This is a genomic window from Pseudomonas argentinensis, from assembly GCF_001839655.2.
Classification (GTDB): Bacteria; Pseudomonadota; Gammaproteobacteria; order Pseudomonadales; family Pseudomonadaceae; genus Aquipseudomonas; species Aquipseudomonas argentinensis_B.
This window is the reverse complement of sequence record NZ_CP056087.1, coordinates 1,413,187-1,425,545: the sequence shown is the minus strand read 5'-3', so window position 1 is coordinate 1,425,545 and position 12,359 is coordinate 1,413,187. Positions and strand designations below refer to the sequence as shown.

Sequence of the window (12,359 nt, the reverse complement as noted above, 5' to 3'; positions counted from 1 at the left end):
CCTGGTGGAGCTTAGCAAAAACCGGAACTAATTTTGGAAGGCTAAATCGCACTGGATTTGCTCTCCGCGGCATTTATAAGCTCATCTTTTGAGGTAGGCCTACTAAAGTCAGACACCCACATCTTCATGTCATCTTTTACATAACTGCACGCTTCAATTGCTTCATGATAAAGCTCTAGCTTTACAAGAGCATAGGCTCTGAGAAATATAAGCTCGTCAGCGTAGGGTGTATGCATGCCAGGAAGTTCCGCAACCCCAATATTCACTGTTCGATATGCCTCCCTGAATCGTTCAGCCCTGATCAAATACAAAGTAGCAAAAAAAACATCCACCTCATCTTTGCCATGTTCAATTAGCTCAAGCCGGTCATTAATAGCCTGTTGATAATCTCCCAGCAAACTGTGTATATGTGATCTCTTGCGCAGAATATCTCGATACTGGCCCACACTTGCCTCTCCTAGCATGAGATTACAAAGTTTGAGGGCCTCATCGTGATTTCGATTTCTCACAAGACCGTCTAGCTTTTTTATATCCGTTAGTTGGTTCATTTTTCCCTATTGCCTCCGCAACGCTGAGAAACACAGCCCATCATGCAGGTATTCCAGCTGCCACCCCAGAAATTTTGCCGGCCAGGATCAGACATAGACTCCTCACAAATCTGCTCGCAGTGTTTGACTTCATTCTCGCAGGGCTCTTCACCAGGGTCACACACATTATCGTCGCCAGTCGCAGACATCGGCGTTGCAATTGGGGTTAGAGCTAATCCTTCCTGGATTCCAAGCAACTCCTCTAGGCGGCAGGAACTTAGGACTGGACGGGCCGGAAAAAGCGCCAGCCCTTCCAGCAATACCTAACCCTCTGGAAGCCCAGCTAAGTAACGGTACCGCTAAGAGGTTCTCACCTGTTGGGTCAACATAACTTAATGGGTTTCCTTCCACATACCCATAGGTATTAAGGCCACCTGCCAGCCCAATCGGATCGCTTTCGACGTAGCGCCCGGTCTCCGGGTCGTAATCCCTGAAGTAGTTGTAGTGCAGTCCGCTTTCACTGCCGTAGTACTGCCCGGGGAAGCGCAGGTTGATGGCCTGCAGGCCACTGTTCGGTGCGCTGATCGCATCGCCCTCACCAAAGGCATCCGAAACCCAGCGCCAGATTTCCTCACCCGCCGGGTTGGTGGCCAGAGGCGGAGTGTTGAGATGATCCGCGTGCAGGTAGAAACGTGTGCTGCTTGCCACTGCCCCGCTGGCGGTATACGTCAGCGCCAGGCCGCCGATCGGTAGGCTGTCGAGCCACAGGTAGTACTGGCTGCTGAGCTTGACGCCGTTGGCATCGTAGCGAGTTTCGCTCAGTAACTGGCCATCCGGGCCATACAAAAATCATCACTCTTACTGGTAGGATTTTCGCTCGGCAGCGACTCGACGGGTGTATATATAGTCGAGACGTTTAAGCGCAGGATTATTGACGGAGCGCTACGACCTAGATGTAAGTCGTAGCGCTCTTTTCCATGTAAAAGAAATGACCCATCTTACAACACGTTACTCGAAGTATGGCTCACCGGTATTCCAGTAGAAGTTGTACTTATTCTGCATCCCCCTCAAGTAAGGATCTATATCCACTGCCACTTGAAGAGCATGAATTAAGTCAATTCCATACACTTCTATACTCCTTTCACGCAAACCGTCGAATTCAATGGTACAGCTGGCCGCACCAGGATCAAAGTTAAAACTTACCGACTTCTTTTCTAAAAGACATGGCGCACCAATATTGACGGTAAATTCTCTCTGAGCAGACTCTCCCTTCATGGAGTAAAGAAGCTCTCTTTTAGCAATTACGCTCATTATCCCCATATAAATTACTCCCATCCCATGCACTGGCGATATGCTGTATTAGCAGCCTCATAACACCTCATTCTTTTCCTAGGCTCCAAGCCATAGCACGTATTCAGAATGCTATCTTTGAGAGCCTGACAGTTTTTTCTATCCCCTTCTTCAGGCTCGCACATATTGTCGCTACCGGTTGCAGGCATCGGCGGCGCAAGTGGAGGAAGAGCCAGTCCCTGGCCCGGATTCCAAGCCACTCCTCTAGGCGGCAGGAACGTAGGACTAGACGGGCCGGAAAAAGCGCCAGCCCTTCCAGCAATACCTAACCCTCTGGAAGCCCAGCTAAGGAACGGTGCCGCTAAGGGGTTCTCACCTGTTGGGTCAACATAACTTAATGGGTTTCCTTCCACATACCCATAGGTATTGAGGCCACCTGCCAGCCCAATCGGATCGCTTTCGACGTAGCGCCCGGTCTCCGGGTCGTAATCCCTGAAGTAGTTGTAGTGCAGCCCGCTTTCACTGTCGTAATACTGTCCGGGGAAACGCAGGTTGATGGCCTGCAGGCCGCTGTTCGGTGCGCTGATCGCATCGCCCTCACCAAAGGCATCCGAAACCCAGCGCCAGATTTCCTCACCGGCCTGGTTGGTGGCCAACCGCGGGGTGTTGAGATGGTCGGCGTGCAGGTAGAAACGTGTGCTGCTCGCCACGGCCCCACTGGCGTTATACGTCAGGGCTAGGCCGCCTATCGGCAGGCTGTCAAGCCACAGGTAGTATTGGCTGCTGAGCTTGACGCCGGCCGCGTCGTAGCGGGTCTCACCCAGCAATTGGCCATCCGGGCCATACAAAAAGGTGGTCACGCCGCCACTGGTGAGCTTGTGCGTTCGTTGGCCGAGGGCGTTGTAGCGGTACTCTGCCACCAAGCTGCCACTGATCTTGACCTTGGCCAGACGGCCTTGAGGGTCGTATTCCAACTCGCGGTTGCTGCGATCCTTGGTCAGGTTGCCAGCGGCATCGCTGCTGACAGCCTGGCCATCGATCTGGGTCAGGCGGTTGCTGTCAGTGGCGTAGCTCAAGGCGGTGGATGTGCTGTTCTGAGCCTGCCCATTACTCAGAGTTGTCACCGTTTTGGTGGTGCGATTGCCCACGGCGTCATAAGCGTATGCCTGACGACGCGCGGCCTGCTCTTCCTGGGTCAGGCGATCAAGTTCATCGTAACCATAGAGCAGGTCACCAAAGATGCCGCCCTGCAGGCTTTCGATATTGCTGTTGGCATCGTAGCCATAGCTGGCTTGCCAGGGGCCGACACTTTGTTGAGTGAGACGGTAGTCTTGGTCATGGCTGCGCAGGAGTGTCAGCCCATTGGCCCAGCTCAGGCTTTTGAGCGGGCCGAACGGCAGGTAGCTGATATCGCTGGCGAATGGGCTGGGTGACTGTGGGTTCTGAGCCGTGGTGACACCCGTTACCTGCCCTGCGCTGTTGCGTGAATACGCAACACTGATACCGCCAGGGTAATCAATACGCACCAACTGATTGGCCGTGTCGTAGGCATAGGTAAGGTTGTCGTAAACGTCACTGCCGGCTACGTCGACGGAGCGAACCTGCTCGATCAGGTTGCCGCGGGCGTCGTAGACGTAACCGGTAATGCCGCTGGCGTCCTGGATGGCTGTCAGCCTGCCAATGCCGTAATTGCCTTCGGCGGTGATGTCGTAGTGGTACTGAATGTTAAGTGCAGGAGTTGCCGGATACTGGCGGCCGGTCGGTCGATTGAGTGCATCGTAGGTGTAGGTGGTCTTTATACCCCGGGCATCGGTCTTGCTGATGACGTTCCCAGCCGCATCATGGGTGTAGGTGGTGGTCCCACTGTCCGGGCTGATCAGCTTGGTCAGGTTGCCGAGGCCGTCATATTCATAACGGGTGGTGACACCTCGCGGATCGACAACCTGGGTCAGGTTGTCCTGCGCGTCGTAGGTCAGGCCGGTGACGCCCTTGAGCGGATCGGTGCTCGATACCAGGCGATTCAAGGCATCGTAGGCGCTGTTGGTGTCGTGCTGTTTGGGCGTACGGCTCAGCGTCGGATTGTCGTTGAGGTCGTAGCCGTACTTATGCGTCTGCCCTTCCGCACCGACCGCCCGCAGCAAACGCCCCAGTTCGTCATAGGCCCAAGTCTGTTGCTGTGCCAAGGTGCCGGAGGCATCCTTCATACGCTGCGAGGTGCGATTCCCCATGGCGTCATAGGTGTACTCGACAACCTCGCCCAGGTTGTTGCTTATCTGGGTCAACCGGCGGGCGGCGCTCCAGGTGTAGGCCAGCCAACTGCCGTCACCTCGGGTTACTTTGGTGATCTGCCCAATCGCATCGTGCTCGAAACCGGTAGTGGTGCCGGAAACACTGGTCGACGTCAGCCAGCCCCGAGGGGCGTACGTCAGGGTGGTGGTCACGCCATTGGCATCCACCAGTGTTTGAGGATTGCCGTAATTATCGAAGTTCGACAGCTGGGTGGTGTGGCCAAGCGCGTTACTGACCCGGGTCAGTCGACCTTGACTGTCGTAGCTGTAGGTGGTGATGTCATTGACATCGGTCCGCGGCCCATTGGCAATTTCGATCAGGCCAAGGTCGTTATAGGTGTAACTCCAGCTGCGCTCAGCAGCATGCCCGGCTGTAGCCAAGCAGGAAGCCAGCGCAATAGCCAGCAAGCTTGCGCGATGCAAGGTTTTCATTGATCAGATCCTTCTGAATTAACGGTTTTCGACGGTTTGGCTGAGCTGTCTTCCCTGGTCGTCATATTGGTAACGCGTGATGCGGTCAGATTCTGTAACAGCCAAAGGCAAATACAGTGAAGGGTGCCACTCGGTGGTTACCGTCCGGGCTTGCGCCGTGCCACTAGCCTCGGTTCGAGACACTTCTAGGCCGCGATCGTTGTAGTCGTAGGTGGTTACGATGCCCTTGTTATCAGTCTTGGTTTTTAGGAGACCGCGATCGTCGTAAGTGAAGGTAGAGTTACTTCCTGGGCAATTGGGAGATGGTTCACCGTCGATGGCAACCACTTTCTTGATCCCATTAACTACCTGATACTGATAATTTGTGACTTTACCTAAGGAATTAGTAACGCTGGTGGAACCATCAGCGTTATACGCAACACTTGTGTGATCAGCTCCATCCGCATGACTACTGGAAATTGCCCGCCCTGAACCGTCATAAGTCCAGGTTGCATACCGCTCACCATTCTCGTCAATAATGCCTGTTAAAAACCTAGGATACATTTCGTTTTCGTACAAAAAACTCCGATTAGTAATTAATCCAGCCCGATTCTTTTGAACACCTAGAAGCCGCCAATCACCGTCGTAAGAATAATCAACCTCCAGACCTTGAGCGCTTAGAGTAAGCGGCTGGTATTTTATATCTTGTGTAAATGTTAGCTGTTCCCCAGTATCACTCGTCACCGTCACATGATTGGCTGAATAAACGAGCGAGACTGAACGTGCGTTAGGAGATCGTATTGCTACCAATTTGCCTTGCGAGTCGAACTGGTAAACTTCTTGTAGATCATTCGAGTAGACCCAATGATCGCCAATCAGCTCAAGCCTACCACGCTCGTCTGCCTCTGGCGTCGCAGTGGAACCCGACAAAGCGAAAAGTCGTTCGCGACCATCTGCCTGTATTAGACGTATGGAATTAGCTGTCAGAATCAATCGATATGAATACGTGTGCCGCCAGTAGCCATTAAAGCTATTATAGAAACGGGCAAAGCTTAGATTAGGAGATGCAGCGCTGACGTAATCAACTTCAGTCTGGTACTTGTTGCCAACAGCCACATTGATCGGATTACCTTGGCAGGACTCCGGGGGAGGTGCTCCATTATTTTTTGACTGAATTAGCTCTGGCTCATAGGAGATAGTCATCGTATCGCTTGCCGAGCAGCCACCAACGCTTCCTCTAACAAATAGGAAGTTAAGCCCCGGACGCAGAGTAACCCCAACACCTCGGCCCTCTAAGAACGAAACAGCCGCGGTAAATGAACCTGAGTAATTGAAAAAACTGGAGCCATTAAGGGTCGCTGTTACAGTACCAAAGTCGCCCTCGGTTGCGCTTGCGCCCCCCTGACCATAGACAGTAATACTCGGGCTACGGACAGTCGCCCCATCTCCAGGCGAGGTGAAACTTAGTGTGCAAGCCTCAGCGGCTATGGGGGTGAAGCCAATGGCCAGTGCCAGTGGTAGATAACGCATGCATCCATTCTCCTTGCGTAGAGGTCTCTCACTCCTATGAGAGACGGCAAGGCACTCAATAGCAGAGCTGGAATAGAATCCCTACTCACCCGAAACAATAAGAAAAGAAACGATCTACTCTTCTGAAGAATTTTGAAATAGCTCACATTTTCTGATGCCGCCGACAACCCCTGCCACATAGCTGTAACGACAGCCTGGCAACGCTTCTCGGCAGATTCTTTGCTTGGCAAGGACCTTAATCCACGACACCAGCAAGCCGGCCAACTCGCGACGCGGCTGGACCATCTCGCGCAGAATGCCGTCGATGCGGAAGCGCACCACCAGACGTTTCTCGAAGATCCCCACATGGACTTCAGAGGCGTTTTCCTTCACCGCTTCGGAGAGGATGGCGTTGATCAGGCGAATGAGCGGCGCATTGTCCTCTTGCTCCATCAGGGCTTCTGTTTCCGGTAAACGCTCCGCAAGGCTTGCGAGATCCATATCATCACCCAGGCCCTCCACCATCTGCACAGCAGCGGATGAGCTCTGCTGGTAGGCCTCGCTTAACGCCTGATCGAACGTAGGGATGCCCGATCCCGCTACATCCTGCGCCCTGCAAAAACGCAACGCCCGCACAGCTGGCAATGATGCCCGGGCGATAGACCACACGCGCCCTCTGCGCCGAGCTGTCGGCACTTGCACTCCAGCCCACTAAACTCGGGGCAGTTCATGACACGCTAAAACCAATGCCTCTGACCTATTAACTCCTTAAAGAGAATTCTAAATCTATTCAATTTCATAAAAACATGAGCTATCTGCTTCGTGATTCGTTACTCAACGACTAAACTTGCACTGTCCGAATAGCTTATTACTCAAGCCCAACAAATGCCGCAAAAATTAATTAGCCTACCGCTCAACCTACTGCTCCCTGGTGCCGGGCTGGCCTATTTAGGGTCTATCAAAGGAGCCTTGGCGTTCCAAGCCCTACTCTATTTGCTGCTAGCCTTCCTCACACTAACGCGCCTGACTTTGCACCCAACCGGCTGGATTGTACTGGTATCTGTCTTGGTCCTGCTCAGTTTGGGAAGTGCTATTTACGGACTGACAATGCCACCCTCATTCCTGAAAATACGGGTGCGGCTTTTTCGCCTACTCGTCTTCAGCTTGCTAAGCATACTTAGCCTTGGGCTAAGCCTCGCGAACAAACAAAGCCTATTGGGTGTTCAAGTCTACTTTGTACCCTCACTATCAATGGCTCCAACGCTCAATCCCGGCGATTTCATTCTGGTTGATACCTGGGCCTACTCTATCCGCCCGCCGGCCATCGGCGATATCGTGGTGTTCCAGCAGGCCGACGATTTCGCGGTCGTTAAACGCAGCGCCAACTGGCCAGGTACAAACTCCGGGATTCAAGGTAATCAACTGTATGTCTTAGGGGACAATCCGCGATTAAGCATGGATAGTCGGAAGATTGGCGGAGTAGACCTGAGCAAAATCAACGGCAGGGTTCGCCTGAAGCTGGTCACATGGCAGCCTGAGAGCCAACACTGGCAATGGCAAATGGTTGGCGTGCATTAAAAACTGATAAACAGAGCGCGACCTACACCCCCTCAAAGTTTCTCCATGCAATTTCAACCGCCAAGCTCGCTTTGCTCTTGGCTGGTTTGAAATAGAGAGCCTCACGGAACTTCGCCACAAAATCGGTTAAATAGCCCTGTTCGAACTCACTGGGTCTGTCCAATGAATAGATCTCCACGCGAAACTGTCCGTCGAACTTTTTATCCAGAATATTACCGTCCCATCCCAACGGATGATCGCAGGTTTCATGAATAAGCCGGCTCAGTTCGCTGGCGGCTGAGCGGATGGCTTTATTGACCGACTCATCCCTCACACAAATGCAGTAACCATGCTTGCCCTTAACGGTCGAGGCGGTCTGCTCAATTTCAATATTGTCGGAAATATCCAGATGAAACGAGTCCTGGCTAAGAGTCTCTTCCGGTGCCCAAATCAACTGCGCGCGATCAAATGTATGGTAGCGCCGGGCCAGTGGCAGGATGTTAAATCCCTCCTTGAAACCATAAGTTCCGCCATCGATTCGCCACTCAGTGGGAAACGATAGCCATTGCGACGGATCACCGTTCAGAGGTAAAAATAAGAGGCTTTGCGCTTCATAGATATCGAACGCCAGATAGGCATTACGATCATCTACCCAAGCCAGCACGCGGGTTTCCTCGCCCACCGCCGACTCGAAGGTAAGCACGGGCGAAACCTCAATGCCACCATCGCCAATTCGAAAACGCTGTATACCGGCAAAGTCCACCACCAACACACTGCCGTCAGGGAGATCCTGTACCGCCAGAATGACTCCATTGAAGCGCCGCACGCCAGTTGCTCGCTCCCCCTCTACATCGTATACCTCGTATTCTTCCCCAGGGCTCAGTGGGAAAAAGAACAACGGTTTGCTAAAACGTGCCACACCACGATTGTTACTACTTGCCGGCCGTATAATTGAAAACACCACCTTTCCAGTCATGTTGAATATACGCCACTCAGTATCGCTACCCAGTGCCAGATGGTGATCACCCAAGTGTTTCTGATACTGGAAAGGAACCCGATAGAGCTCTTCGCCACTAGAATCTATTACTACAATTTCCTCACTAGATAATTCACCCCCCTCTGTAGCGACCAAGTAATTTTCACACGCACTGGGCGAAGACCTCGATTTAAACTTGAATTCTCTATCACCATAACAAGCTAGATACAGCTTATTTGCTAATCTCAATATCCAAAACGGACCAGAAACCCTACCGCCCACCAGATTAATAGCATCTAATGGAGCTGCAAGCTTAACATTATCACTGGCAACAATAAGCGAGCCAATGTCTGACGCAAAATCTAGCGCACCAACCTCCGCCCCGTAATAGCCGTGCGGGAAACTAAAAATAACCATCAACCCGGAACTCCAGACAAAATTAATTTAACAGCTTCATTTACAGCATCACTAACATCATCAAAACTCCCGAATCAATAGGGTCAGAGTCATTGATTTAGCGGCTTACCTCTCGATACCCCGCAGATTTCCTGTCCCCGCCTCGCCTCAGGGGAACAGTTCTCCTACCCGTCTTGAGCTCAATTTGAGCCTTGAACCGATCATCGCCAAGAGCCCACCCCTTGTTCGTCGCCTCACGAATCTCCGCCAACTGTCGATCAGGCAATCGACCCCGGAACAATGAACGGTAGGCGCTCTGGCGCTCCTCCTCTGTTTTACCGAGCCGAAGATAGAGTGCGTGTGGCGTGAGCAGCTGGATAGGCTTGCCCAAGGCATTGGCTTGATAACTTGACCATGGATATTCCGATGCATGAGCAACCATGCCTGCTCGTACCGGGTTCAGTTCTAGATAGCGGTAAACCGTTAGCAGGTAACTGTCACTATCGACTAGCGTCGATTTATATCGCCCCTCCCATAGGGTACCGGTACGACCGTAAGTGAAATTGAAGTATTGAACGTATCGACGCCCCAGAGCCTGCATCAGCCGGCTAATGCCCTGTTCATTGCTGGGCGTAGCGAGCAGATGCACATGATTCGTCATAAGCACAAAAGCATGAATGGCGACTTGGTATTTTTTGGCCGCGTCGTTCAGAAAGGAAAGGTAGACCTTGTAATCCGCCTCATCGTAAAAGCAGGCCTCACGATTGTTGCCTCGCTGAATCACATGCTGGACGCATCCCGGAAAATAAAGGCGGGGTAAACGGGCCATGGTGTGCTCCTCTCCTCGGGACTGGGAAAGAATAACTACTATGTGACACCCAAATCAATGACTCTGACCCCATTGATTGTGCATCTGCCCCTAGGTGCAACAAGACCCCGCGGCGCTTGGCAAAGGCGAACAGCACGCAACCGGCTCAACGGAGGCATCAGGCGCATCGAAAGAAGGGGAAACCGACATCGCACAATCCATGTGTAAACAGCGACGGGATCGAGGGCCAAGAGCCCAGCAGGCAGCGCCAGACGGGTGCTGGCTATTGGATAGCAATTAAATAGCAGGTTGGGGGGGGAGAATTCGTGCGGGGGTGCGCAGAGAGGAACGCAGTTTGGCGGGAGTACCAGTGCTAAGATGGATCGCACACGCAGCGGGATAGAAATCCAGTAGATTGCTCCAGCCCCCAAGACTCAGATGTTCTGTCACAACCATGCTGCAGCGATCACTCACCTTTGTGCTCAACGTATTTCTTCCCGGTGCAGGTTTTGCCTACTGCGGCCGTCCTGCGCTGGCGCTGATGTTTCAACTGGCGTTTTACCTTGGACTGACTGGGCTCGTGCTGAGCCGCCTGCTACTGTGCCCCATCGGCTGGCACCTGCTCGCAGGCTTGGTTGCAGTGCTGGTCACTATCGGTGCCGCTTGCAGCCTTGGATATCTAACAACCCTGGGATCGCTGAAAAAGCGTCTGCTGACATTGTTCACTTTTGTCCTACTCAGTGCCGCTGGCCTAACCTTAACTTTTTTCTACAAAGTAACTTTACTGGGCATCCAGGTGTACTTTGTGCCCTCACCCTCCATGACTCCCACCCTGGAGCCTGGCGATTTCATTCTGGTAGACACTTGGGCCTACCACACCAAGCCGCCTCTGACCGGCGACATAGTGGTGTTTCAGTATGGAGAAGACTTCGCCGTGGTCAAACGCAGCGCCGATTGGCCGGGTAGCGAAAATGCGGTGAAAGACGGGCAGCTATACGTGCTGGGGGACAATCCAGCTCTCAGCACGGACAGTCGCAAGCTGGGAGGTATCGACCTCAACAAAGTCAATGGGCGGGTCTGTTTGAAGCTAGTGAGTTGGTCAGCTAGCGATGAAAGCTGGCATTGGCGCCTGAAGACGGTTAACTAAATTAGCTGAGGATCTATTTCTTCGATCAACTGCCGGATGCTGAAACCGTCGGCACCTTTGACCAAGGCGTAAAGACGGCAATGTAAAACCCCACCCTCGACACTGGCGCGCATTACCCCGGGCCTGCTATTGCCTTGAAGGTCCAGCACATAATCACCAGGACGTTGCTCGAAATAACTACCTTCTTGAACGAAAGGCACCAGTTGCACGAAACTATCCCAATTCATTGGCTCGTCGGGATCGTGCGTAAAAGCCAAAAAATCGGCTGATTGCCCAACGCACCCCCAATTGTTCAACAGCATGCATTCGATCAGATTCTCTGCAGGCCCAAGATCATCATCGCCTGAATAATCGAGGGCAACTAGTAGGGCTGAAATTTGGGAACAGTCGATGGTGATCATCGAATTACCGTTACGCACGTCATCGCCCATCAGGCAGCCCTCTATTCACTCAGATAAACGAACCTTGCTCAGAAATGACGAGCCGTTCAGTACATAATCATTTGACCACGGATTCTGGATATCCAGGCCTCCCGCTTTGATATGAGCCCATGCCTCTTTAAAGGCCGGAGTGAAATCTCGGGAGTCAAACATATCGATCATTTCATGTACAAAATGAGTACGTGGTGTTTCACCTTCAGCGGCCTGATCGAAATGGTATATCCGGTAGAGCGCCACCAGAAATAGACTGGTAAACCGCTCGGATGGAATCGACGCAGTAGCGGCTTGAGCGTACCAGCTTTCGCGCGGCTGCGGGTACTGAAACAGCATATCCATAGAACCAGCATTTAGAGGAAGCGGTAAGGTGAGCCAACGACTCAGTGTCCACAGTAGATCATGGTCAAGCACGGGCAACATCATTTCCTTGCGCTCGCCAGGCAGCTTAAGCGTGCGCTGAGAAGCCTCAGGCCAAAGTAGCGAAAAAAACTTTTCGTTATTGCCTTCGGTTTGTAGCACCAACTTTTTATATATGATGAAAGGAGGCTTATTGCCCACCGGTGGCAACGACTCCAACTTATCAACAAGGTGCGGTAGCTCTTTGGCGATGACTTCCTCTCGAGCGACCACAAAGCCACCCGTCGAACTGATCAAGGAGCCAATCGTCAACAAATCACCCATACCTTGAAGTACGTCGCGGGCTCGGATACAGGGCGCATTCAGATACAACTCACGCTGCGCACGCAAAACCTGCTCATCACGGCTTGGGTGCAAATAGAGAAACAACAGCAGATTGAGCGGACTGTCCTCATCGTCCAGGTGCTTTTGCCAATCCGGCAGCATGCCTTTCATGAAATAGCGCTTGCTGATCGCTTTGCACTTTTTCGGTTGAGACAGGCCCTGCAGCAATATTTCAACCTGTTGCCAGGCCTGCTCGCGCTCTGCCACCCAGGTTTTGTCCTTGGTTTTCCAGTAGCTCAAGTCAAATCCAGCGAACGAATTCCCGCTCATCG

General features: G+C 52.5%; 11 protein-coding genes and 1 pseudogene. 2 read left to right on the top strand and 10 right to left on the bottom strand.

The genetic code is table 11. The features are described from left to right. Positions 1-41: 41 nt before the first annotated feature. The 6 genes and pseudogenes from SA190iCDA_RS06190 to SA190iCDA_RS06165 form a co-directional block, all read right to left on the bottom strand. Entirely contained in the window at positions 42-548 is a 507-nt protein-coding gene (locus SA190iCDA_RS06190; RefSeq protein ID WP_139159439.1) for a hypothetical protein, read from the bottom strand. A gap of 165 nt (positions 549-713) precedes the next feature. Continuing rightward, positions 714-1,373 (bottom strand): RHS repeat-associated core domain-containing protein, encoded by a 660-nt coding sequence (locus SA190iCDA_RS06185; RefSeq protein ID WP_083329712.1) that lies wholly within the window; start codon positions 1,371-1,373, stop codon positions 714-716. A gap of 162 nt (positions 1,374-1,535) precedes the next feature. Next, positions 1,536-1,862, bottom strand: coding sequence for a hypothetical protein (locus SA190iCDA_RS06180; protein WP_205881587.1), 327 nt, complete (start codon positions 1,860-1,862; stop codon positions 1,536-1,538). Then, positions 1,853-4,537 (bottom strand): RHS repeat domain-containing protein, encoded by a 2,685-nt coding sequence (locus SA190iCDA_RS06175; protein ID WP_070884409.1) that lies wholly within the window; start codon positions 4,535-4,537, stop codon positions 1,853-1,855. Before SA190iCDA_RS06175 ends, SA190iCDA_RS06180 begins: the two co-directional genes overlap by 10 nt. 18 nt (positions 4,538-4,555) lie before the next feature. Then, positions 4,556-6,046, bottom strand: coding sequence for a DUF6531 domain-containing protein (locus tag SA190iCDA_RS06170; RefSeq protein ID WP_083329713.1), 1,491 nt, complete (start codon positions 6,044-6,046; stop codon positions 4,556-4,558). A 195-nt stretch (positions 6,047-6,241) separates the two neighbouring features. Beyond that, a pseudogene (locus tag SA190iCDA_RS06165) lies at positions 6,242-6,676 on the bottom strand (ATPase, T2SS/T4P/T4SS family); the annotation flags it as partial. A gap of 234 nt (positions 6,677-6,910) precedes the next feature. On the opposite strand from SA190iCDA_RS06165, the gene SA190iCDA_RS06160 reads away from it, so the two are divergent. Then, positions 6,911-7,603 carry a S26 family signal peptidase gene (locus tag SA190iCDA_RS06160; RefSeq protein ID WP_083329714.1) on the top strand — a complete coding sequence of 231 codons (693 nt, stop codon included), beginning with the start codon at positions 6,911-6,913 and terminating at the stop codon, positions 7,601-7,603. 22 nt (positions 7,604-7,625) lie between these two features. On the opposite strand, the gene SA190iCDA_RS06155 is transcribed toward SA190iCDA_RS06160, so the two are convergent. Together SA190iCDA_RS06155 and SA190iCDA_RS06150 are read right to left on the bottom strand one after the other, a co-directional pair. Next, positions 7,626-8,975 carry a hypothetical protein gene (locus SA190iCDA_RS06155; protein ID WP_139159441.1) on the bottom strand — a complete coding sequence of 450 codons (1,350 nt, stop codon included), beginning with the start codon at positions 8,973-8,975 and terminating at the stop codon, positions 7,626-7,628. Between the two features lie 97 nt (positions 8,976-9,072). Beyond that, entirely contained in the window at positions 9,073-9,783 is a 711-nt protein-coding gene (locus SA190iCDA_RS06150; RefSeq protein ID WP_070884413.1) for a transposase, read from the bottom strand. A 433-nt stretch (positions 9,784-10,216) separates the two neighbouring features. On the opposite strand from SA190iCDA_RS06150, the gene lepB reads away from it, so the two are divergent. Then, entirely contained in the window at positions 10,217-10,909 is a 693-nt protein-coding gene (gene lepB, locus SA190iCDA_RS06145; protein WP_083329715.1) for a signal peptidase I, read from the top strand. Here the strand turns inward: lepB and SA190iCDA_RS06140 are convergent. Continuing rightward, a complete protein-coding gene (locus SA190iCDA_RS06140) occupies positions 10,906-11,340 on the bottom strand; it encodes a hypothetical protein (RefSeq protein ID WP_070884415.1) in 435 nt (144 codons plus the stop codon). The genes lepB and SA190iCDA_RS06140 overlap by 4 nt on opposite strands. A 15-nt stretch (positions 11,341-11,355) precedes the next feature. Then, positions 11,356-12,357 carry a hypothetical protein gene (locus SA190iCDA_RS06135; RefSeq protein WP_070884416.1) on the bottom strand — a complete coding sequence of 334 codons (1,002 nt, stop codon included), beginning with the start codon at positions 12,355-12,357 and terminating at the stop codon, positions 11,356-11,358. Positions 12,358-12,359 lie beyond the last annotated feature (2 nt).